Source organism: Nostoc sp. UHCC 0302 (assembly GCF_038096175.1).
GTDB lineage: Bacteria > Cyanobacteriota > Cyanobacteriia > Cyanobacteriales > Nostocaceae > UHCC-0302.
On record NZ_CP151099.1, the window covers coordinates 1,576,590 to 1,597,599 of the forward strand.

The window sequence follows — 21,010 nt, forward strand, 5'->3', positions numbered from 1 at the left end:
AATTACCTCCATTTAGTAATCGTGATGCAAGTACCCTCGCCAACGTGAGAAACTATGTTAAATTCATTCATCAGCCTCTTAGTTCCAGAAAGCCCCATACCTAGACCTTTGCCAGTGGTGTAACCATCTTTTAGGGCTAAATCAATATCGGCAATTCCTGGGCCAGAGTCTTCAAAAGTTAGTTGCAGACCACGGCGATTGCCTTCTTCTAGGGCTTCTAATTTTACCGTGCCACCGCCTCCATAATCTAAAGTGTTGCGAGCGATTTCGCTTGCTGCTGTCACAACTTTTGTTTGGTCTACTAGGCTAAAGCCAAGTCTTACAGCCAACTCCCGCACTGCTTGCCGAACCAAAACAATATCTGCGGGGGACTGAATGCTCATCGTTTCAACCTTTTGCATATCCAGTCTTGCGCCCAAAAGGAGATGTCCCTAACTCGGCTTGCAAGAGTGCAATACCTTTCTCAAGGTTTAAGGCTGTGCGAACATCTGTCAGGGAAAGTCCTAGCTCTACTAATGTAATAGCTACTGCTGGCTGCATTCCGACTACAACGGTTTGGGCGTCAAGCACTCGTGATATTTTGGCAATCTGCCCTAAAATACGACCAATGAAAGAATCAACGATATCTAAACCCGAAATATCTATCAACACACCACGAGCGCTTGTTTGAGTAATGCGGTTTGTCAGGTCATCTTGCAAAGTCATCGCTAGGCGATCGTGCATATCAACCTGAATCGTTACTAGCAGGAATTCTCCGATCTGAAGTATTGGAATGCGCTCCATAATTACACCTCTTCAACCTCAAGACAGCCAATCGTCAAAAAGATTTCTTCTCTCCCATGCCCATTTTCAAGACAAGTTTTAGGCGCAGTCAATTTTGCAGCCAATGCGTTTTAACGCTAAAGCAAAAGCATCCGCCAGCGATGCCTTTGTGATTATGTCAGCTAAATCTATTCCCAGATAAACGATTGTTTGAGCGATTTGGGGTCGAATGCCGCTGATAATGCAATCAGCACCCATTAAACGGGCAGCGGTAACGGTTTTGAGTAAGTGCTGAGCCGTCAAGGTATCTACAGTTGGTACACCAGTAATATCAATAATGGCTACTTCTGAACCCGTATCTACAATTTTTTGCAGAAGGGACTCCATGACTACTTGGGTACGCGCACTATCTAACGTGCCGACGATTGGTAGAGCTAAAACACCATCCCACAGCTTGACAACGGGTGTGGAAAGTTCTAACAACTCCTCTTGTTGACGCATAATCACTTCTTCACGGACTTTTTGATGCACCTCTGTTGTGAACAGCCCTAACTTATCTATAAGGGTGGTTGCTAACCAGATATCATCAACCAAAGCTGCTGCATCTTGCGCCAGTTCAGAACGTAGACGGGTAAACAAGGGTTGTTTAAATGAGAAAATAAAAGTTGCCGTTTCCGTTGGGGTAAAGCCCTTTTGGCTACGCACACGGGAAATTCCGCTCAGTGTATCTCGTACCTCTCTCCACTCAGGAGCTTGAATGTCATTCAAGTTACCTTGGTTTACAGTTTTTTTCAACGTTTCCAAGAACTCTCTGCACTCCTGGTGCAGTTCCACCTCTTTAAGCAGCCCTTTGCGGGTACTTGCGGACTTTAGCTCTTGCAGCCAGTCTGCTAACAGTTCTGTTTCGTATTTCTCCAGAATTTCCGGAATATGACTTTTGCCGCTCAAGCCCATAGCAAGGCTCCTTTTCTCTGTCTTAATAGAGTAAGTGAGTGTAAAAATTAAGTTTCAGTCCATCAGGTTAATTAACTGACTCCTCGCCGCGAACCCACCTTGCCAGGTTGGGTTGGTTAAAAATTCCTTATTGACTTTTCTAATGAGTCACGAGGTGATAGTAACCAAATATGCAGTTTCAGGTAGTTCCTTGAAGGCTAATGACTCAACTGCTTTATTATATAAATAAGGTGTAACAATAAACTTAACGAGTTACGTTACCTAGCTGACAGTTTTTCACACCACCTTTTTCTTCGCTTCGTCAGGAAAGCAAGCTTGCATTAACTTGACCTTCCATCTTCAGCTTGCTGTTTGCGAGGCAATACTGCTTTTTATCAATTCTAGAAATGAGAATATTCTGATGATTGTGCTGATTAGTTCATACTCTGCCTTATCAGCGACTACGCATCTCTTAATTAGAAGCAAAGTTTGCGCTTCAAAATGAGTTATTTTAGTTAACTAACTACCTGAATTTTAAAAATATTGAAGTGTTTTCAGGTAGTTAGTTTATTCACTGACACTAGTATAAAACAGATTTTGATGTGACAGTTGGTAGCAGAGAATTTAGGTTTTAAAACTTCAAATTCCAAGCAGCAAAAGCCAAAGCACCCCAACCAGCCAGAAAAGCTGCACCGCCCAATGGTGTTATTGCTCCTAAGACTTTAACACCACTTAAACTAAGAGCGTATAAGCTTCCTGAAAAAATAGCAATGCCGACGATAAATAGCCAGCCACTGGCTATGAGAGTGGCTGGAGGTGATTCGGTGCGACTAATTAATAATGCTACTAGGAAAAGTGCTAAAGCATGATACATTTGGTAGCGAGCGGCGGTTTCAAAAATTTCTAGCGATCGCTCAGTGATTTTTTCACGCAAGGCATGAGAAGCAAAGGCTCCAGCGGCAACAGACAAACCGCCTAAAATGGCAGCTATGCTCAAGAAAATTTGTGTCATTAGACTTAGCGAAGATAGAAATCTCTAAATGAAGAATACAGAATGCAAAATTCGGAAGTCAGAATGCAATTACTTAGGACTTCAAAAAGGTAGTCATAATTCTAAGTACAGAATTATTCTGAGTTCTGACTCCTGAATTCTTGCTCGATTAAACTTCAAAATGATATGATACAGCCCCTTCTTCGCTCACCTTAAAATTAGCATTGAATTCTTTAGCTTTCTTATCTAGATATTCTCTGGCATCCGCTGCTGGGAGTTGTGATTGCATGGCAAAGCCCAGTACAGTCATCCGCCCACTATTATCTTGCAGCATTTCGTAGAAAATCGATTGCAGGCGATCGCTTGCTTGTTGTTTCAGTACCTTTTTTTCTTGCCGATTTTGACGGTATAATTCCAATCCTAACCATCCCCCCAGTATCAGGGTAGGAACGCCAAAAATCAGGCCGCCAACAGCAGTATTATCATCTTCGTAATTAGCATTTGGTGCGTCAAATTCATACTGCTCGTGAGATACGGGGATTACCTTAGATGTAGCATATTTATCAAATACCGCTGAGACTGATAGTGTCAAAAACATGAATCCGAGTGTTAGTAGCCAACCAGCGGCCAATTTTTCAGCAGTTTTCATAGTTCACTTCAGATTTACACTTTGCTAGCGATTTTAACCTTACTTTCGCAAAGCTTCCAGTAATCAGAAAACTATGGCAACAGTTGAATCATCAAATTCTGCCATGAGATGGAGAAATTTTACGCTCCATAAGGAGTTGCATACAAAAATAAAACTGTAAAGTAGGCATCCTACTTGTCGGCATTGCAAGGTTGAATGCAAACAAGTATATCGCCTGTAATTAATATCACTACTGAAGATGAATATAAGGTGATAATAAATGCCACCTTTTTGACTAATCCTCAAGCTAGAATCTATCAACTCTTACACTTGAGAAAGTCAAATCGCAGCAAAAGCGATAGTATTTATTTTGCTGCGATTTTCCGCTTACTTACGTGTAGCTTCTAGCAAACGAGAAAAATAGAAGCGAGTCTTTGTCATCGCCTGACGTTGCACAGCAAAACCATTGCTTTCTAAGATTTTCACTACATCAGCTTCGCGGTGCAGATAAGCACGAGTTGTTTTACTCGGCCCAGGAAAGAAACTGCCAATTTTCTTGAGTATAGTTAGAGCGCAGGTCTTAGGTGCAAAACTGAGAATTATCCGCGACTGTGCCAAAGAACAAAGGTGAGATATCATCTCATCTGCTTTTTCTTGCGGATAGTGAATCAAAACATCCAAGCAAATAACGCTGTGGTAACTACCACTTAATGATTCCAAGTCCTGCACAGCAAAAGTGGGATTTTCAGCGTTTCCCAAGGTTTGTAAGGCTCTTTCTTTACCTTCTGTGACCATTTTTTCAGAAATATCGCTGGCATAGATTTTAGCGCCATCTGCGGCCAGAGGGATGCTGAGACTACCCACACCACACCCAGCATCACAGATTGACAGGTCAGCTAAATTATTATCAGCTTTCAGCCAGCCAAGAACTGTATCCACGGTTTGCTGGTGTCCGTTGCGGATGTCTAATTGGACTTTGTTGACTTCGCCATCGCCATAAATCCGCCTCCAACGGTCAAACCCTGTGGAATTGAAATACTCACGAACAATCGTTTTATCGTCGGCTGCGTTCATAAACTTCGATTTCTAACGGTTCCCAATGCTTAAAATTATCATTGATAGGAAGCGCTAAGAGCGATCGCTTTCACAGATTTTTTGGGATGATGGCTCACGCAAACACGCCAAGTATCAGTTTTTAGCACAGTAAGTGTGAGCCGCGTGGCTTTATTTATGACTTGTGTCCCAAACAGTAAGTAGGTAGGTGCCAAAAAAGTCAGCTATGTTAAGATATGTAAAGACTGATAATGCATCTACAAGGTAGTTGGTGTATGGGTGCGCGTTTAAGGGTATTTCTGACTCCTGAGCAAGACCAAACTTTACTAAATCTGAGAAAACAGGATGTACCACAGAAAGTCAAAGACAGGGCGGAAATAATCAGGCTAAATGCACATGGTTGGTATGTAGAGAAGATAGCAGATCACTTTGATTGTCACAAAAAAACAGTCACAAAAGTTTTGCATCAATGGCAAAAACTGGGCACAGAAGGGCTTTGGGAATCTCCTGGGCGAGGGGGGAAACCAAAGTGGCTTGAGGATGACATGATATTTTTAGAAGAATGCCTCAGAAACGAGCCACGCACATACAATAGTTCTCAGTTAGCTTTGAAGTTGAAAACAGAACGCAACGTTGAGATGAGTGCCGACAGATTAAGACGGGTACTCAAAAAAAGGGGGTCGATTGGAAACGGACAAGGAAAAGCCATAAAGGAAAACAAGACCCAGTAGCACGAGCAAACAAGCAAGCAGACCTAGACATGTTGGAATTAGCTGCTGCCACTGGTGAAATAGACCTGAAATACCTAGACGAGTCAGGGTTCTGTATGTGGAGCGAACCTAGTTATACATATTACTTTAGAGGTGAGCAAAAACGGTTAGAACAGACTAAACGCCGTGGTCGCAGATTAAGTATTATCGGGCTTCTCCAACCTTTAATCAGTTTTGTTTACGGTTTAGTTATCGGTGGTGTTGACCGTAAATCTTATATAGAAATGATGGAGAAAGAAGCCAAACAAGCCCAAGAAACTGGACGTATCAGCGTGATTGTGCAAGATAACGGGCCAATACATCGCTGCCAAGAAGTTCAACAATTGTGGAAAAAATGGGAAAGTCAGGGTTTGTACATCTTTTTTCTCCCGAAATATTGCTCAGAAATGAATCCAATTGAATTGGAATGGCAACATCTCAAGAAAGATGAGTTATCCGGGCAAGCATTTGATGATGAGCTAGATCTCGCTTACGCCGTCATCAATGGTGTTCAAGCTAGAGGAAAAAAAAACAATCACAACACACATCGTGTAAAATTTAGCTCTAGATTATCAACTTAAGATTTTGTTACATAGTAGAAAATTTCGGTGCCTACCTACTTACACATTTCACAGAATTAAGATGTTTTACCCTAGTTAGTAACTATAACTACATATAGTTTCAAAATTAACTCCTAACATTACTGTAATAGAAAATATAGAAACACTTTTAGTTAGTTACGTTTGAAACCGTTAATTAATAAAATAGTTGTTTGGTTGCTAAAAGATTATAAGATTACATCTAAGTATTAGACACAAATGAATGAAAGTTTGCTTTAGCGCTAAAGCGCAACTACAAACCATAATATATCTTAATTTCAATCATATCTACTTACTTTGCTAAATATTGTAACTATAATTTCAAAAATATTTAACTTCTATGAGTTCTAAGATTGTAATAGCTAATGTGCTGAGTTTTTCAGCACGTTATTCAAGTTTTAATTTCAATGTAAATTTGAATTACTTAGCTGTACAAAAAGAGTAAAAACTTTAAAATTTAGGCAAAATTTTCTTTTGCAGTATGCTTTTCAGCTTTTTGCCCAACTAGTTTTCTATATTTAGAATTGCAGAATAAAAATACTTCATATTGAGAATATACTGTAATCAATAAATTTATAAATTTTCTAGCTGCCAGTGCATCGGTTATAGCTATTAAAGCAAATAAAGACAACATTAGGTCAAGTAAATAAATAATTTCGCCTTAACCCAATAAATTAGGAAGACCTGTGTTATGGTTGTTATAGGAATCAAAAAGTAAAAGCACAAAAAACTTTCAGCAATATTGAGGTATGCTCAATAAAGTTTTTTGTTCTGGTAAATCCACTTCATTCGTTACAAGTTTTTGTAACGAAGAAATCAAACCAGATGAATTAGAATAGTGCTCTTCGTAACAACTCGAAGACAATCAGAACTTACCTCGGTATTAGTCAGCAAGAGTTGGCTAACCTAGCTAGGATTATCCGCCAGATGCGATTAGCTTTGAAGTCTGGGAAGAAAGACTTTTAGCACAGTCTGGTAAACCATAGTAATCAGAACGGTTACAAGCTTAGTGCAAGCAAGAGCAACTATTTTATTACCGAACCATGTTTCGGTAGTTGCTTAATATTGCCGCGGAAACTTCAATCAGAGCAAGTACCGTTCCACATTCTGAATAAATAGTTATCAAGATGTTGGCCAAGGCATAGCAAGGAATTTGTAGCTTGCCACCTTTAAGCTAAGATTTATCCTCACTCATTAATCACGGCGTGATTTACTGATTCTCAAGGAATATTTGCAATAAACACCAGTGCATAAGTTGCTCTTAGTTGAAGATATAGGGAAATTCAGCTCCGATTAGAAGTTATCAACAGCTATGACATAAGCAAAATCATGAAAGTTGTAGCGACCATTTAGAGTAGATTGCATTATTGGTTGGTTGTGGGTTCAGGGAAAAAGTCTGCGTAAACTTCAAGTCCTACTGTAACCACTCTTAGGGTCTGAGCAACCTATGGGATTCTGTTACAACAATCGGCAATGCTTCAGTCTGGTCTTAAAAACTTCCTATCGGTAAATATAGATTTCTTCTACATCAACTCCAAGCAGCTGAACCTACAGGATTTTGCTACACAAGCATCATTTCCTTTGGTTAGGTCATCTTACTGTGCGTCTGGTAATACTTGCAATGTCCCTTGAGGGATATCTCACGGCAAGCCCTGCTGCGTCTACCCTTTGCTCCTCTCGCCACCCAAGCGAACAACGTCTTACATCACCGCTGAAATCCATAGACAAAATAATTGTAGGAAAACACCAACCATGACTGACGAAAAAATTAGACAAATAGCTTTCTATGGTAAAGGCGGTATCGGTAAATCTACCACCTCCCAAAACACCCTAGCAGCTATGGCAGAAATGGGTCAACGCATCTTAATCGTTGGTTGCGACCCTAAAGCTGACTCTACCCGTTTGATGCTACACAGCAAAGCCCAAACAAGCGTTCTCCAATTAGCTGCTGAACGAGGCGCTGTGGAAGACATAGAACTCGAAGAAGTTATGCTGACTGGCTTTCGGGATGTCCGTTGTGTGGAGTCTGGTGGGCCAGAACCTGGTGTAGGCTGCGCCGGTCGCGGTATCATTACCGCTATTAACTTCTTAGAAGAAAACGGTGCATACAAAGACGTTGACTTCGTGTCTTACGACGTATTGGGTGACGTTGTGTGCGGTGGTTTCGCTATGCCTATTCGTGAAGGTAAAGCACAAGAAATCTACATCGTGACATCAGGTGAAATGATGGCGATGTATGCAGCTAACAACATTGCTCGTGGTGTTCTCAAGTATGCTCACACCGGTGGCGTGCGCTTAGGTGGTTTGATTTGTAACAGCCGTAACGTTGACCGGGAAATCGAACTGATCGAAACCTTGGCAAAACGTTTGAACACCCAAATGATTCACTACGTACCACGTGACAACATCGTGCAACACGCTGAGTTGCGCCGGATGACTGTTAACGAGTACGCACCTGACAGCAATCAAGGTCAAGAATACCGCGCATTGGCTACCAAGATCATTAACAACAAAAATCTCACCATTCCTACACCTATTGAAATGGAAGAGCTAGAAGAGTTGTTGATTGAATTCGGTGTCCTTGAAAGCGAAGAAAATGCTGCCATGTTGATTGGCAAGTCATCTGCTGAAGCACCAGTAGAAAGTACTACTAAGTAAGCAATACTTTAGGGTGGGCTAATACCCACCCTAAGCTATGGTGACCTGCAATCTGCTGTAGTTTTCACCCCACATTAATGTGGGGTGAAATTCGGTTTATTTGTAGGTCTAACTATCGATGTTTACAGGTTACTATACCTAGATATGAATCTTTACTTTCAGATTTTTTCTGTTAGTTATTTTTTTATAGTAATAAGAAATAAATACTTGACTACATATCTAAATATATTAGGACTAAAATTAGCTTATTGGTTATTATCCGATGGTATTTACTACAGCGCAAAATGTCGCTGTTTTTTTTTGGAGATACTGAGTAATAATTAAATTACTCTTCAAGACTTTTCTCTACATACAATATAAACGATTCCGAACTACAGCTTCGGTTGCTTCCTCGAATCACTTATAGAAAGTACTAGCTAAATAAGACAAATAAGAGAAAATTTTTAAAAATGTTAAGGCTAACTCATAACTTAAAATTATTTAATAGAATATAACTGCTATAATAGCAATATAAAAATAGCGACAACGTTATACTTAGTTAGGCAGTCAAAATAAATGCAAGTAAATTTTTAGATAAGCAAAATTTAATTTGAAACTTGCAGCGATCGCCTAGCAATAATCAGTTTTTTTGCGGCTTTCATGGAAATATTTTCTAGCTAAAGCTTTCTCTCTTGCTGGAACCTTCTTGAGGTTTCAGACGAATTCTTTCGGCAAAAAATATCACCTTGTAAAGATTTTACATATGACTATATTGGAGAATAATTATGTCGAAAGAAAAAAAGAGTAATAGAGAAACCAAAAAACCAAAACAAGATCCTGATAAAAAAAAGGAGAAAAAAGACCCAAATAGACATAATGGATCAAATCAATAACTATATGAGCTATTAGGGGCGTAAAACTGTACACCTCTACAACTGATTCATGTGTTCTAAATATTTTTGAACATAGCGATTTATAATCGCTGCTACACAGACTAAACCCGCTTGCACGGGTTATTTTATTAAGTCCATAAGGCACGAATGTACCGCCACGTACCACGGTATATTAACTTCCAACTCAGATTTAGCCCCATCTTTTTCCAGGATTGGTTTGTCCATCGTTGCTCGAACCCTTCGTGGCTTTAGCTGCGAGGCGCTGACTTAAAAGCAAATGGTATCTTAGCTATGTGCGATCGCAAAACTTCTAGATGAGAAAATCGCTCTTAAATTAACCAACAAACAGATGCTTCCTAGCCCCAATAAAATGTATGTGGGAGCCATAACTACTCCAATCACAAACCAAGCAAAAACGTGCAGTATCATCAATAGAGCAAAGAAACTAGCAATTCCAACACTTTGCAATATTTGTATAGCTGGACGACCCAATAATGTAAGAATTATTGTTGATGAGGTAGCAATCAGGTTTGCAGGAATTAAAAAGGCACAAATGCTAATACAGTAAGTGCTTGAGAATATTATTAAGGTATTGATCATTAATTTACCTGGGTTAAATTGCAAAAAATTATATATATTTATATGGATCTTTGTACTTGAATTCTAAAAAATAGTTGGACTTTAGAATTTTGTAAGTTGATAACCGAAACTACTCTGTTAATTCAACCCAAGTAAAGATCCATTAAAATTCTTGACAGCTAATAAGTTAGTGGTTTAGAAAACGAAACTGATAAAAAAGAGCTAATTAATAGAAAGCTTCTACATTATGTCGGAAGGCAATTAAAGCGTGCTTGCCCTGCTCTTCTTTCAATGCCCAAAAGATAGCATCAGATACTTCTAGTGAAACAATAGTCTTAATTTCAATGTTAGTGTTGTAGCCTGCTAAGTCTGATAAGCGTCTTCCATGACCGCCCTCACCTTGTACTTGAGTAATAGTGTAACCGCTTACATCGTGGCTTCCTAGTATTCTAACAATACGGTCTTTGAGTACTGTCTCGCCAATGATAGTGATCAGAACGGCAGGTTCAACGGGAAAGGTTGAGTTTGTCATAAGAATTTCAGAGAATGAGTTTTGGTTTCTTCCAAATGTTAGATCAAAAAGGCTCAAGCATTCTTGCCTGAGCCACTGCTAAATAAAATTCACTTACTAGATTATTTGAGTTAGCTCAAAGAGCTAAATCTATGAAGCTTAGTAGCGGTTGCGGAAGCTGTTGTTTCCCCGGCTTCCACCAAACGAACCTTTGTCTTCTTTGGGTTTAGCCTTATTGACTTTCAGGTCACGTCCCATCCACTCTGCACCATTGAGCGCATCAATGGCAGCCGTTTCTTCATCATCTGTACCCATTTCTACAAAACCAAAGCCGCGCATCCGACCTGTTTCACGATCTGTAGGTAGTTGAACCCGCTTTACAGAACCATATTCTGCAAACACAGCATTCAAGCTATCTTCTGTAACTTCGTAAGAAAGATTGCCTACATAAACTGACATAGATTGTCTCCGAAATCATAAGTGTGTAGAGATTTAGATTTCGGAGAAAAGTTTGTAGATACCAAAAACAAAAAACCTGTCAATATTAAAAACAAAAGCTGTTAACCGAATTAACTCTCACTTCTAATCATCACATAGCAGACAACTTTTAAAGAGAAAGTTGGAAAAAGCGTTACATAAAGTTATGTGAGCAATGTGCTGCTAAGTACAATTGTGGCACAGCTTAAAAGCATAGTTTGTACAGGTTGAATCTGATGTAGACACATTCAATTAATGCTGCCGTCTGCTGTAGCTGAATACTGAAACACAAGAGGCGTGTGAGAAGTGATATCACACGGGTTTTGCTATATGAGGATGGGCTTTTAGATACCTAAAGATACATTCTTGAGTAAAACATTGACCTAAAGGTAGATATTTTGGAAAATAAAACATGGCTTGCCTTACTTCTTTACTCTTCATTAATATTGATATTTTATTTTTTCTCTGTAGTAATTGTTAAAATATAATTAAGCTCAGGGAAGAGAAAATTTATGGCTACAAACAAATTTGATGATACTTTAGCTGCCATCGAATTAAATGCAGCTAGAAAATTAAATTGGGATTATAATCAGTTTAAAGACTGTTTCATTTTTACTGTACACGAAGAAGCTATTGAGATATCACTCAATAAATATATACTCAAGGAAGCTGAGTTGCAAACTTTAAAGCAAGCTTTGTTAGATTATGGTTTTCAGTACAAAAAAACTATAAATAATTTTATCTTGGTTTTTGAGCAAGATGTTGAATCAAGATAGAGCAAAATTAAGGTAGCAGACTCTTGTGGAGTCATATTTTGTGAGTCGTTAGGTGGTAATTTTTCCCGGCGTGGTGTAAATCTGATTGAAGTTAGTATATATTAGGTGCTTTAGTAACTCATCTGCAAACTTATCTAAATGCTACTAGAGAACTTCCTTGTGCAGACAGCGACGCGAAGCGCAGTTAATGGGAATAATTTGAGCTTTGTTGCAAAAAATTGTAATAGGTAACTGAAGTGTTATACTTGACTCACACCACACTCTTTACCTAAATAGCACGTTTAAACGTCCATAAACTATGAACACTGCATCAAATGTAATTCCAGAATTTGAAAAACTATTTAGACAAAAATTACAACTAAATAACTGTAGGCTGAAGAAGAAAAGACAAGAAAATAACTATGAAATTATCACTCCTGCAAAAGACATTTTTCTGATGTATTGGAGCGAATTTCCCGAAATTAACTTGATATATCAGCCTGTAGGAATACGAACAAAGCAGACTATAGTTTATGAACGGGCTATCCGTGAACACATTAATTTTTGTGTGAGCAGTATGCAGGCTAGCGCTAACTCTAACTTTGTTACATTAAATAGAGAAAACTAAAGTTTTTATTTTTTAGGAGATACAATATCTTCGTTAACGTGTTGACGAAGGTATTACAATGATTCTAATAAGTGTGCTGCAACTTTAAATGGGCAAGGACAAATTAATAATTTTAGTGTGTTTATCATCATATACCTATTTCTAATACCTTGACTAGAGTATTAAATACTACCTACAAGCGTTAATTGGCTTGGGGTAACATTCCAGTTTTATGAGCCAATTGCAAATCTCTATGAGATGCTTTGAGCTTTTGATGGGTGTTCGTAGTACAAGAAGTTGTGCAAAAAGGATTTTATGAAAGCACTATTAATTTACCCTCAGTTTCCCCAGTCGTTTTGGTCTTACGATCGCTTCATGGAAATCGCCGGACTTAAAGCTGTTCTACCACCACTGGGGATCATTACAGTAGCAGCACTTTTACCCAAAGATTGGGAAATTAGGTTTTGCGATCGCAACGTTAATCAAGAGACAGATGCAGATTGGGAGTGGTGTGACCTAGTAATTCTTTCTGCAATGCTGGTGCAAAAACCAGATTTCCATGCCCTAATTAAAAAAGCGGTGCGATTAGGTAAAAAAGTTGCAGTCGGAGGCCCTTACCCTACCTCAATCCCCCAAGATTCCCTAGACTCTGGAGCGCATTATTTAATTTTGGATGAAGGGGAGTTGACAGTTCCACAATTTCTCGAAGCCCTCAAAGACGGTAAAGAGCAAGGAATCTTTCGCTCTTTGGAAAAACCTGATGTCACCCAAAGCCCAATGCCGCGTTTTGACCTGCTGCAACGGGATGCCTACTTAATGATGGCTATGCAGTTTTCTCGCGGTTGCCCCTTCAACTGCGAATTTTGCGATATCATCGTCCTCTACGGTCGGAAACCACGCACTAAAGAGCCTCATCAGGCCATAGCCGAGTTGCAAGCTCTTTATGATTTAGGCTGGCGAGGATCACTATTTATCGTTGATGACAACTTTATTGGCAATCAGCGTAACGTCAAACGCTTCCTCAAAGAATTGGTTCCTTGGATGAAGCAGCACGACTACCCGTTCACCTTCATCACTGAAGCTTCTGTGAATTTGGCAGAAGATGATGAAATGCTGCATCTGATGAATGAAGCAGGCTTCTATGCAGTTTTTCTCGGCATAGAAACTCCTGACCAAGACAGCCTGCAAGTTACACAAAAACTGCAAAATACTCGTAATCCATTAATCGAAGCCTGTCGCAAAATCAACGATGCAGGGATGCTCATCTATGCAGGGTTTATCCTTGGTTTTGATGGAGAACGCCCAGGAGCAGGAGAACGAATTCAAGCTTTTGTTGAGCAAACCAGTATTCCTCAACCAATGCTGGGTATCCTTCAAGCGTTGCCTAATACTGCTCTATGGAACCGTTTGCAAACAGAGCAGCGTTTAGTAGAAGGTATTGGTGGTACTGAGTTGGGTGACCAGAACACCTTAATGAATTTCATCCCCACCCGCTCAATTGATGAAGTTGCTAAAGATTATGTAGAAGGCTTCTGGACTTTATATGAACCCAGAAATTATCTCAGACGCTGTTTTCAGCAATGTCTCAGTATCGGCTCCCTAGCAGAGCGAAAGCAAACGATGCAATTTTCTCCAGGTAAAGGGTTGCGGCTTGTTGCTCAATTAATCTGGCATCAGGGCATACGGCGACCTGAAATTCGCTTGCAGTTCTGGCGACAACTATGGATAATTCTGCGGACAAAGCCGCAAGTTCTCAATATGTATTTAGGCCTATGTGCTGCTGGAGAACATTTTTGGGAGTATCGCGCTTTAGCTAGGGAAAGAATTACTCAACAACTAGGCTACGACCCATTGAGAGTACCTGTGCAGCCTGAGCCAGAACCAATGCTGGTCAAATAAAATTATAGATGTAACTATAGCGCTTCTCATTGGTATGCAATATAGTTTGACCTCTTTGCTTCTAGTAAAGAGGCTTGAAGGCTTAATCTGGGGGATTAGCTCTGTATTTGACTCAAGTGAGAACCGCTATAACTACAAATAGTCTCAAAGCAAAGGGGTAAAAAGTCCCTCTCTGTTTTCTTTTGGAAAAACCAAACGAGTGGACGATCGCCTGCATTAAAATAAAGTTATCGCCTTTTTTGCTAGAACATAACTATGGCTTAAACAAGCAGCACCAATTTAATGATTGTGTTGTTTTTGCATTAGTGACGTTGGGGATAGCAGCCGATAGGGGGTGTTTTCTATTAACAAAGCTTATTAGAAGAGACATAGTTTAATAGTTCAACATACGTAGTAGATACCCAACCTTAAAGGACATGGCTGAAAGTAACCAACTAGAGATACGCTACATTAGTCCTAAAGTGAGACAGTTAATTAAAACCTACGCAGATGTTAATAACTGTACGCAGTCTGAAATGTTGGAACGTATTGTGGTGGAGTGGAACGCCCAACAAAGTGGTAGCGAACGGCCAGCAGGAGACGAAGATGAATAGCTTTCATGTAAAAGCTGTTGCAGTATATCGGTGTCTGTTTTTCTAAAAAGTTAGTAAATCGAAAATCCCAGAAGATACAGCAGAATTCATAAGTCAGAATCCTGAAGTAAAACAGTCTTTAAGTAAGGGTTTACTTCGACTACGCTCAGTAACCATAAGACTTAGGTTGTGTACTTCACTAACTTTAAATTTCGTTGTAAGGTTCTGTAGGCTGATACAGAACTGCAATATGCAAGGACAAAATTTAGCTTAGTAATCGCTGCCAAGTTAGTTCTTTTGTAGCTTTATTCCAATGCCAACGTAATAAATTAGCAGGTTGATTTGAAGTAATGCCTGGTAAACCAATTGCTTGTCTAGGAGCATCCGTAGCTAACATAATCGCAGTTTCCACGTCGCAAATTCCCCTCTTCACCAAATTCTGCACTCCAACCAATAAAGGTAAAGTCGTCCCTGATAAAGTGCCATCAGGCAATCGTGCTGTGCCATCATTTACTTCAATTTGTCGGCTATCCCAAGGATACACCCCATCGGGTAATCCTAAAGGAGCAAGGGCATCGCTAACCAGAAAAAGCCCTTGCTTGTACTCACTGGCGCGGAGTAAGATTTGTAGCATCGTAGGTGAAACGTGCTGACCATCCGCAATAAAACCACACATCACATCAGGATCAATTATGGCTGCACCTAATAACCCTGGTTCCCGATGATGTAATGGTGGCATAGCGTTAAAAGCGTGGGTTACCATTGTTGCACCCAATTCAAAGGCACGTCTTGCTTGAGCTGCTGTGGCTTGCGAATGTCCTAAACTCACCGTGATACCCAAGGTACGCAAATATGGAATTACTACACCAGTGGGATCTAACTCCGGTGCTAAAGTGATGACTTTTACAAGCGTTGCATAATCGCCCAGAACCCGTTTTACTTCCTCAATTGTTAGGGGTAACAAATACTCTGCTGCGTGTGCGCCGCGCTTTTGGAAATTTAAAAATGGGCCTTCTAGATGTACTCCGAGAATCTTCGCTCCTGCTTGTTGATTAGGGAAAACATCTGCTATGACAGCTAGCGATCGCTGTATATTTTCTATAGAAGTTGTCACTAATGTCGGTAAAAATCCATCTACCCCGACATCCCATAAGAATTGGGATATTTTTGGGAGCAGATGAGCATTTTCTGTGTTTAAATCAGGAAATGCTAATCCTAACGCCCCGTTAATTTGTAAATCGACACCGCCCAAAGAAATCCAATCACCTGCAACATCCAGTTGGGTATTACGGCTGTGTGCTTCTACTGTTGTCATTGGCAAGATTTGCTCAATTATGCTCTCTTGATTCACTAAGAGCATCTGCAAATCCTTGTAACCAGGAACTCTAGCATTAATAATATCTACGGTACTTTGTGCTGCTTTGCTCATCACTTCACGAGAAAATATCTGAATATGACCCGATTTTAGATGTAATTTATGCCAATTAATCAAGCAAAGCTAGGCCAATAGATGAGATGATGAACGACATCAGCCACCTTTAATACTTGGCTCTAACAATTTTTAATTTTTAATTATTATGACTCCTCTGGTTGGCATTATTATGGGCAGCGATTCGGATTTGCCCACTATGAAAGACGCGATCGCAATTTGTGACGAATTTGGTGTACAAAATGAAGTGGCGATCGTTTCAGCCCATCGTACCCCAGAACGCATGGTGCAATATGCTAAACTTGCCCACCAACGTGGCATTAAAGTAATTATCGCTGGTGCTGGTGGTGCTGCTCATCTCCCCGGTATGGTAGCATCTCTCACGCCTCTGCCTGTGATTGGCGTTCCTGTACCCACCCGTAATTTGCAAGGCGTTGATTCTTTGTATTCGATTGTACAGATGCCAGCGGGTATCCCAGTGGCAACAGTAGCAATAGGTAATGCCAAAAATGCTGGTCTTTTAGCTGTGCAAATTCTTGCAACTGGGCAACCAGAATTACTAGAAAAAGTGCTGCAATATCGCCAAACTTTATCTGAATCGGTGTTAGCAAAGCAAGCAAAACTAGAACAAATCGGTTATGAAGAATATTTACAACAGATGCTCTAGTAATCCGATTGGGATCGCAGCCTTTTTGGTATTCTTCATGAATGCTGGTTTTTGTATGCTAGAAACCGGGTTCTGCTGCCAGAAAAACGCTGTCAAAGTTCTTACTAAAAACTTGATTGTGTTTGCTCTCGCCACAATCTCTCTGAATTTCTGCTTGGCGGAAGCCGCCGCTCAGAGTTATACCTTTATTCTTACTTATTAACTTCTGTGTTTCTTTGCGTTTCAAAAATACTACTCCCTGCAATGCAAATTCCAGCTAGCAAAAAAGTTAATGTACACCCAATCGCACCACCAAAAGATGTCATTCCTTGCTGGTGAGGAAACACTACTGCAAACAAACTCATCGCTAAAGCGAATCCACCAAAATACGTCCCAATTCCTAATCCTGACCAGCGTTGAGACACTAGCTCTAAAGCAAAAGGAATTGCCCCGTTAATAATTAGACTAAAACCTGCGACTATTAATAATATTAGAGGAATTTGTGCGCCCACAGATACCATTACCAGTAACGAGGAAATGGTTGCACAGATACCAGTTAACATTGCTGAATGGTTACCAATTTTAACTGCTAAGGCTCCAGCGGGGATGCTTGCAAAAGCGATCGCTAATCCAATCCATACCATCGGCACATCGATATTATCAGTACTAAACTGTACTTTTAACAGCTTGCCCAAGACATCCATCAGAAACCGGATACCCCAGGCTAGACTAAAACCAGTTGTCAAAATCAAAGCTAATTTTAGTAAAGGTAACTTGACTGTATCTGCTAGGTGTTTATCAACTGGGGTTTCAGGAGGATTGACTAACCGCAAGACAGCCGCAGCCCCCAGCAGCACAAAAGAAGCAATCGCAAAAGTCAAAACTGGCCCTAAGCTGAGAAGAAACTTAGAGGCAACTGGTTTAAAAGCCCCGATAACACCACCGACTAAAGTCACAAAACTTCCTGCCAAGGGTAACTCAGCTGGTGCTGCATACATTCCCAATAGACAAATAGCTGGAGAACGAAATACTGTCATTGCCAATGCCCAGGCTACCAATGTGATTGGTAGTAGCGAGCGAATCACGGTAGTTGGTGGGATAAATATCACAATACATGGTATTGCAATAAACAAAGTCGCTGCCAGAATCACACCTGACGAGATAAAGGGAAAACGACTTCCTACCCAGCGCCTAGCTTGATCCGAAAGTCCACCCATCAGTGGTTCCATCACCGCAGCCAAGGCATTTTCAAATATCAGCAAGCCAATTGCTAACGAGGCGGGAAAACCAAATAGAGTTAAAAGTTGGGGTACATATAGGTTATAAATCAACCAAGCGAGAGTAATTGCCCCCTGCACAACTGCCAATGCCGAAACTTGTACCCAGAGAATATTGTAATGAGATTTTGAGGTAGTCATCAGGGGAGTAGAGGAGTAGACGGCAGAAGTCAGAAGTCAGGAGTCGGAAGTTATTCCCCTTGTCCCTCTTATCCTCCTTATGTCCCTCATCCTCTTCATCCCCCTCATCCTTACTTAATACTCTGGAACTGACGAATCAACTTCCCGACTCCAAGCGGTGATTCCGCCTTTGACGTTCGTACCATCAATCCCGGCTTCCTTGAGGATGCCGAGAGCTTTTGCCGATCGCCCGCCCATCTTACAATGAGCAATCAAGCGGTGACCGTTTAATATTTCCTTCACTTTGGCAACGCCATTCCCATTTTCAATCTCTGGTAAGGGAACCAACACTGAACCAGGAATCTTAGCTATGTCGTACTCATTGGGGTTACGAACATCTAGCAGTACAAAATCTTTTGCACCACTATCAAGTAATTCCTTCAACTCTGTGACAGTCATTTCTTCAATTGCCATCTGCTGTTTCGCCTCCTCTGCCTTAGCTTGTGGGATACCGCAGAATTGTTCATAATCTATCAGCTTTTCAATTACTGGGCGGATAGGATTGGGACGCAGTTTCAACTCCCGGAATTTCATTTCTAAAGCATTATATAGCAACAACCGTCCACTCAAGGTGTTGCCCTGTCCCAGAATAATTTTTACCGTTTCTGTTGCCTGGATTACACCAATAATTCCTGGCAAAATTCCCAGTACGCCGCCTTCTGCACAGGAGGGAACCATTCCTGGTGGTGGTGGTTCTGGGTAAAGGTCACGATAATTTGGCCCATCTTCGTAGTTGAATACAGTGGCTTGCCCTTCAAAACGGTAAATTGAACCGTAGACGTTAGGTTTGTTTAACAATACGCAAGCGTCGTTAACTAAATATCTAGTGGGGAAGTTATCAGTACCATCCACAACGATATCGTAAGGTTGGACGATTTCCAGGGCGTTTTCAGAAGTGAGACGAGTTTCATGCAGATCAACCTGGCAATAAGGATTAATCTCCAAAATTCTCTCTTTTGCTGATTGAATCTTGGGTTTACCCACCCAAGATGTGCCGTGAATTACTTGCCGTTGTAAGTTAGAAGTATCGACGACATCAAAATCAACAATACCGATGCGACCGACACCCGCCGCGGCGAGATATAACAACAGCGGCGCACCTAATCCACCTGTACCGATACACAGAACACTGGCAGCTTTTAGGCGTTTCTGTCCTTCTAATCCCACTTCCGGTAAAATTAAGTGCCGGGAGTAGCGTTCGTAATCGTCTTTTGTCAACTGGATTTCATCCAGATTGGGATTGAGCATAGCAGTAATCTATTGATGTGGAAGAGGGGAATATTAATCCTATCGAAAAACGATATCTATGGTTTGGGGGATTGGGGATTAGCGATTAGGAATAAAAACGGAAAAATTATGGAATTTGCTTTGACCTCACCTAAATGTTGGAACATTTTCCCAGTACCCAGTACTCAGCCCAGTTAAATTATGTTTTCAATTGCCTCAGCTTGGAACTGATGAGTATCATCAAGACTCCAGCTTTTGAGTTCTCTAGCTTTGCCGTTTTGGACGGAAACTATTATATACGAGTAGCCTTGCCAAGCGTATATGCGATCGCATTCTGAGGGTATGGCAGGATGATCGGGATGAGAGTGAAAAATACCAATGATATTCAGCGATCGCACCCGTGCTGCTTTTTGTGCTTGTAACATAACTAATGGTGCGATCGCATATTGCCGCTTTTTACTTTCTGCTGTGCGATCACCTAGAAAATCATCCGCTATCTCTGTATTCCAGGCATTTTCTGTTGGCATTACTTCTACCACAGTTTTGCCCTCACTAGCTAGATAACCTAAAATTATACCGCAACACTCTTCGGGATAAGTACTTTCGGCGTGGGTACGGATGGCTTGCAAGTGTTCTTCGTTAAGTCGTATCATCTCTGCGTTTCTAATTTTGGCAACCTACGCGAGCATTTGTAACGACAGTATGACAGATATCTTTACTGTTACTAATATTCTATTTTATATGTAAAATTATGTACTTTTGTTCGAATTTTGCATAAATTTATACTATATTTTCTTTTTTAGGAGGCGAGGTAATTGTGAACTATATTCTCAGTATTGTTTCAAAATGCTTAGTATTATTCAAATCAGAAATTGCTACAAAAGACGTTAAGAAGACTTACATAAATACTATCAAGTTAATAATTTTAACAACTACTGCACTATTATCTAGTTCATATTTGCCTAATTCAGTAGCTGTAATAGCTGAGGATAGCCAGGATAAAACTCAAACATTTGCTGATCATCAATCGAAGCAACTATCTAAAAGTGCCTCTCAAGTAGCATTTTTAAATGGGACTTGGCAAGGAACATATTTATGCGCTCAAGGTTTAACAAACTTAAAATTAGTGATTGCAGCTAAAAGCACAACTGATATTGATGCTGTTTTTCTATTTTCAGCTCATGCTAGTAACCCAACTGTTCCTTCTGGTTCTTTTAGAATGAAAGGAATTTATACAATTTTCAATTCACCAGAAATACCTAATACTTTAGAATTAAAAGCTAGTAGCTGGATTTCTCGACCCAGTGGTTATATAACTGTTGACCTGCAAGGAAATGTCTCACCCTCAGATAAAAAGATGGTTGGGAATGTATTGAATGCTCCCGGCTGTTCTAAATTTGATGTGGTCAAAGTTCAAGACCCTTAGTACCGCAATACGCCTGAGATAAGATAATTTGCACAACCGATAACTTCAGTAGAGACATTGCAACGTCTCTACTGAGGATTTTAATTTTAATAGTGCGATGCCCCAAACCTCACCTTCGACAATTGTCTAAAATATCAAAATATCTCAAGTACAACACATTTTAAATTTACATTTCTACAT

General features: G+C 40.3%; 23 protein-coding genes and 1 pseudogene. 9 read left to right on the forward strand and 15 right to left on the reverse strand.

The genetic code is table 11. The annotated features are described in order from the left end of the window. Window positions 1–2 precede the first annotated feature (2 nt). The 7 genes from WKK05_RS06475 to WKK05_RS06505 form a co-directional block, all read right to left on the reverse strand. Window positions 3–401, reverse strand: a complete 399-nt coding sequence (locus WKK05_RS06475) for an anti-sigma regulatory factor (protein ID WP_341528948.1) — start codon at window positions 399–401, stop codon at window positions 3–5. Next, window positions 388–783, reverse strand: coding sequence for an STAS domain-containing protein (locus WKK05_RS06480; protein ID WP_341528949.1), 396 nt, complete (start codon window positions 781–783; stop codon window positions 388–390). Before WKK05_RS06480 ends, WKK05_RS06475 begins: the two co-directional genes overlap by 14 nt. A gap of 78 nt (window positions 784–861) precedes the next feature. After that, window positions 862–1,716: an STAS domain-containing protein gene (locus tag WKK05_RS06485; RefSeq protein ID WP_341528950.1), complete on the reverse strand. Its 855-nt coding sequence runs from the start codon at window positions 1,714–1,716 to the stop codon at window positions 862–864. A 610-nt stretch (window positions 1,717–2,326) separates the two neighbouring features. Then, on the reverse strand, window positions 2,327–2,707 hold the full coding sequence (locus WKK05_RS06490; RefSeq protein ID WP_341528951.1) for a DUF423 domain-containing protein: 381 nt from the start codon (window positions 2,705–2,707) through the stop codon (window positions 2,327–2,329). A gap of 148 nt (window positions 2,708–2,855) precedes the next feature. Continuing rightward, the gene (locus tag WKK05_RS06495) at window positions 2,856–3,335 is read right to left on the reverse strand and encodes a hypothetical protein (protein ID WP_341528952.1); all 480 of its coding nucleotides are present in this window, start codon (window positions 3,333–3,335) and stop codon (window positions 2,856–2,858) included. A gap of 366 nt (window positions 3,336–3,701) precedes the next feature. Beyond that, window positions 3,702–4,388 carry a magnesium protoporphyrin IX methyltransferase gene (bchM, locus tag WKK05_RS06500; RefSeq protein ID WP_341528953.1) on the reverse strand — a complete coding sequence of 229 codons (687 nt, stop codon included), beginning with the start codon at window positions 4,386–4,388 and terminating at the stop codon, window positions 3,702–3,704. Between the two features lie 38 nt (window positions 4,389–4,426). Then, window positions 4,427–4,582, reverse strand: a complete 156-nt coding sequence (locus WKK05_RS06505; RefSeq protein WP_341528954.1) for a hypothetical protein — start codon at window positions 4,580–4,582, stop codon at window positions 4,427–4,429. A gap of 60 nt (window positions 4,583–4,642) precedes the next feature. On the opposite strand from WKK05_RS06505, the gene WKK05_RS06510 reads away from it, so the two are divergent. Next, window positions 4,643–5,697 (forward strand): IS630 family transposase gene (locus WKK05_RS06510; RefSeq protein ID WP_341525019.1). Its coding sequence is split into 2 segments (ribosomal slippage): window positions 4,643–5,035 and window positions 5,038–5,697, totalling 1,053 coding nucleotides; the frame shifts between segments, so codons are not numbered across the junction. Between the two features lie 475 nt (window positions 5,698–6,172). Here the strand turns inward: WKK05_RS06510 and WKK05_RS06515 are convergent. Beyond that, window positions 6,173–6,349, reverse strand: coding sequence for a hypothetical protein (locus tag WKK05_RS06515; RefSeq protein WP_341528955.1), 177 nt, complete (start codon window positions 6,347–6,349; stop codon window positions 6,173–6,175). A gap of 1,118 nt (window positions 6,350–7,467) precedes the next feature. Here WKK05_RS06515 and nifH point away from each other — a divergent pair. Continuing rightward, complete coding sequence (gene nifH, locus WKK05_RS06520) at window positions 7,468–8,373, forward strand: nitrogenase iron protein (protein WP_341528956.1); 906 nt, start codon at window positions 7,468–7,470, stop codon at window positions 8,371–8,373. A 1,157-nt stretch (window positions 8,374–9,530) separates the two neighbouring features. Here nifH and WKK05_RS06525 read toward each other — a convergent pair. The 3 genes from WKK05_RS06525 to WKK05_RS06535 form a co-directional block, all read right to left on the reverse strand. Further along, a complete protein-coding gene (locus tag WKK05_RS06525) occupies window positions 9,531–9,845 on the reverse strand; it encodes a hypothetical protein (RefSeq protein WP_341528957.1) in 315 nt (104 codons plus the stop codon). Between the two features lie 205 nt (window positions 9,846–10,050). Further along, the gene (locus tag WKK05_RS06530) at window positions 10,051–10,356 is read right to left on the reverse strand and encodes a hypothetical protein (RefSeq protein WP_341528958.1); all 306 of its coding nucleotides are present in this window, start codon (window positions 10,354–10,356) and stop codon (window positions 10,051–10,053) included. Window positions 10,357–10,494: 138 nt separating this feature from the next. Further along, window positions 10,495–10,794 carry an RNA-binding protein gene (locus WKK05_RS06535; protein ID WP_341528959.1) on the reverse strand — a complete coding sequence of 100 codons (300 nt, stop codon included), beginning with the start codon at window positions 10,792–10,794 and terminating at the stop codon, window positions 10,495–10,497. Window positions 10,795–11,324: 530 nt separating this feature from the next. Here WKK05_RS06535 and WKK05_RS06540 point away from each other — a divergent pair. The 4 genes from WKK05_RS06540 to WKK05_RS06555 all read left to right on the forward strand — a co-directional run bounded on the left by WKK05_RS06540 (window position 11,325) and on the right by WKK05_RS06555 (window position 14,666). Further along, entirely contained in the window at window positions 11,325–11,588 is a 264-nt protein-coding gene (locus WKK05_RS06540) for a hypothetical protein (RefSeq protein WP_341528960.1), read from the forward strand. A 298-nt stretch (window positions 11,589–11,886) separates the two neighbouring features. Continuing rightward, on the forward strand, window positions 11,887–12,195 hold the full coding sequence (locus tag WKK05_RS06545) for a hypothetical protein (RefSeq protein ID WP_341528961.1): 309 nt from the start codon (window positions 11,887–11,889) through the stop codon (window positions 12,193–12,195). 294 nt (window positions 12,196–12,489) lie between these two features. Further along, window positions 12,490–14,073, forward strand: coding sequence for a B12-binding domain-containing radical SAM protein (locus WKK05_RS06550; protein ID WP_341528962.1), 1,584 nt, complete (start codon window positions 12,490–12,492; stop codon window positions 14,071–14,073). Between the two features lie 416 nt (window positions 14,074–14,489). Further along, on the forward strand, window positions 14,490–14,666 hold the full coding sequence (locus WKK05_RS06555) for a hypothetical protein (protein ID WP_341528963.1): 177 nt from the start codon (window positions 14,490–14,492) through the stop codon (window positions 14,664–14,666). Between the two features lie 244 nt (window positions 14,667–14,910). On the opposite strand, the gene nagA is transcribed toward WKK05_RS06555, so the two are convergent. Beyond that, window positions 14,911–16,074: an N-acetylglucosamine-6-phosphate deacetylase gene (gene nagA, locus WKK05_RS06560; RefSeq protein WP_341528964.1), complete on the reverse strand. Its 1,164-nt coding sequence runs from the start codon at window positions 16,072–16,074 to the stop codon at window positions 14,911–14,913. A gap of 148 nt (window positions 16,075–16,222) precedes the next feature. Here nagA and purE point away from each other — a divergent pair, with 148 nt between their 5' ends. Further along, entirely contained in the window at window positions 16,223–16,741 is a 519-nt protein-coding gene (gene purE / locus WKK05_RS06565; protein WP_341528965.1) for a 5-(carboxyamino)imidazole ribonucleotide mutase, read from the forward strand. Between the two features lie 7 nt (window positions 16,742–16,748). Next, a pseudogene (locus tag WKK05_RS06570) lies at window positions 16,749–16,880 on the forward strand (hypothetical protein); the annotation flags it as partial. Between the two features lie 52 nt (window positions 16,881–16,932). Here WKK05_RS06570 and WKK05_RS06575 read toward each other — a convergent pair. The 3 genes from WKK05_RS06575 to WKK05_RS06585 all read right to left on the reverse strand — a co-directional run bounded on the left by WKK05_RS06575 (window position 16,933) and on the right by WKK05_RS06585 (window position 20,057). Further along, complete coding sequence (locus tag WKK05_RS06575) at window positions 16,933–18,138, reverse strand: MFS transporter (RefSeq protein WP_341528966.1); 1,206 nt, start codon at window positions 18,136–18,138, stop codon at window positions 16,933–16,935. 114 nt (window positions 18,139–18,252) lie between these two features. Continuing rightward, window positions 18,253–19,425 carry a molybdopterin-synthase adenylyltransferase MoeB gene (gene moeB / locus WKK05_RS06580; protein ID WP_341528967.1) on the reverse strand — a complete coding sequence of 391 codons (1,173 nt, stop codon included), beginning with the start codon at window positions 19,423–19,425 and terminating at the stop codon, window positions 18,253–18,255. A 173-nt stretch (window positions 19,426–19,598) separates the two neighbouring features. Next, complete coding sequence (locus tag WKK05_RS06585; RefSeq protein WP_341528968.1) at window positions 19,599–20,057, reverse strand: M67 family metallopeptidase; 459 nt, start codon at window positions 20,055–20,057, stop codon at window positions 19,599–19,601. A gap of 164 nt (window positions 20,058–20,221) precedes the next feature. On the opposite strand from WKK05_RS06585, the gene WKK05_RS06590 reads away from it, so the two are divergent. Next, on the forward strand, window positions 20,222–20,830 hold the full coding sequence (locus WKK05_RS06590; protein WP_341528969.1) for a hypothetical protein: 609 nt from the start codon (window positions 20,222–20,224) through the stop codon (window positions 20,828–20,830). Window positions 20,831–21,010 lie beyond the last annotated feature (180 nt).

What these genes read in the sequence shown, in the direction of transcription:
- purE (WP_341528965.1), top strand. Translation starts at nt 16,223, where the DNA reads ATGACTCCTCTGGTTGGCATTATTATGGGCAGCGATTCGGATTTGCCC.
- WKK05_RS06550 (WP_341528962.1), top strand. Translation starts at nt 12,490, where the DNA reads ATGAAAGCACTATTAATTTACCCTCAGTTTCCCCAGTCGTTTTGGTCT.
- WKK05_RS06545 (WP_341528961.1), top strand. Translation starts at nt 11,887, where the DNA reads ATGAACACTGCATCAAATGTAATTCCAGAATTTGAAAAACTATTTAGA.
- bchM (WP_341528953.1), bottom strand. Translation starts at nt 4,388, where the DNA reads ATGAACGCAGCCGACGATAAAACGATTGTTCGTGAGTATTTCAATTCC.
- WKK05_RS06575 (WP_341528966.1), bottom strand. Translation starts at nt 18,138, where the DNA reads ATGACTACCTCAAAATCTCATTACAATATTCTCTGGGTACAAGTTTCG.
- WKK05_RS06585 (WP_341528968.1), bottom strand. Translation starts at nt 20,057, where the DNA reads ATGATACGACTTAACGAAGAACACTTGCAAGCCATCCGTACCCACGCC.
- WKK05_RS06555 (WP_341528963.1), top strand. Translation starts at nt 14,490, where the DNA reads ATGGCTGAAAGTAACCAACTAGAGATACGCTACATTAGTCCTAAAGTG.
- WKK05_RS06495 (WP_341528952.1), bottom strand. Translation starts at nt 3,335, where the DNA reads ATGAAAACTGCTGAAAAATTGGCCGCTGGTTGGCTACTAACACTCGGA.
- WKK05_RS06525 (WP_341528957.1), bottom strand. Translation starts at nt 9,845, where the DNA reads ATGATCAATACCTTAATAATATTCTCAAGCACTTACTGTATTAGCATT.
- WKK05_RS06485 (WP_341528950.1), bottom strand. Translation starts at nt 1,716, where the DNA reads ATGGGCTTGAGCGGCAAAAGTCATATTCCGGAAATTCTGGAGAAATAC.
- WKK05_RS06475 (WP_341528948.1), bottom strand. Translation starts at nt 401, where the DNA reads ATGCAAAAGGTTGAAACGATGAGCATTCAGTCCCCCGCAGATATTGTT.
- WKK05_RS06515 (WP_341528955.1), bottom strand. Translation starts at nt 6,349, where the DNA reads ATGTTGTCTTTATTTGCTTTAATAGCTATAACCGATGCACTGGCAGCT.
- WKK05_RS06540 (WP_341528960.1), top strand. Translation starts at nt 11,325, where the DNA reads ATGGCTACAAACAAATTTGATGATACTTTAGCTGCCATCGAATTAAAT.
- WKK05_RS06480 (WP_341528949.1), bottom strand. Translation starts at nt 783, where the DNA reads ATGGAGCGCATTCCAATACTTCAGATCGGAGAATTCCTGCTAGTAACG.
- WKK05_RS06490 (WP_341528951.1), bottom strand. Translation starts at nt 2,707, where the DNA reads ATGACACAAATTTTCTTGAGCATAGCTGCCATTTTAGGCGGTTTGTCT.
- nifH (WP_341528956.1), top strand. Translation starts at nt 7,468, where the DNA reads ATGACTGACGAAAAAATTAGACAAATAGCTTTCTATGGTAAAGGCGGT.
- nagA (WP_341528964.1), bottom strand. Translation starts at nt 16,074, where the DNA reads ATGAGCAAAGCAGCACAAAGTACCGTAGATATTATTAATGCTAGAGTT.
- WKK05_RS06530 (WP_341528958.1), bottom strand. Translation starts at nt 10,356, where the DNA reads ATGACAAACTCAACCTTTCCCGTTGAACCTGCCGTTCTGATCACTATC.
- WKK05_RS06535 (WP_341528959.1), bottom strand. Translation starts at nt 10,794, where the DNA reads ATGTCAGTTTATGTAGGCAATCTTTCTTACGAAGTTACAGAAGATAGC.
- moeB (WP_341528967.1), bottom strand. Translation starts at nt 19,425, where the DNA reads ATGCTCAATCCCAATCTGGATGAAATCCAGTTGACAAAAGACGATTAC.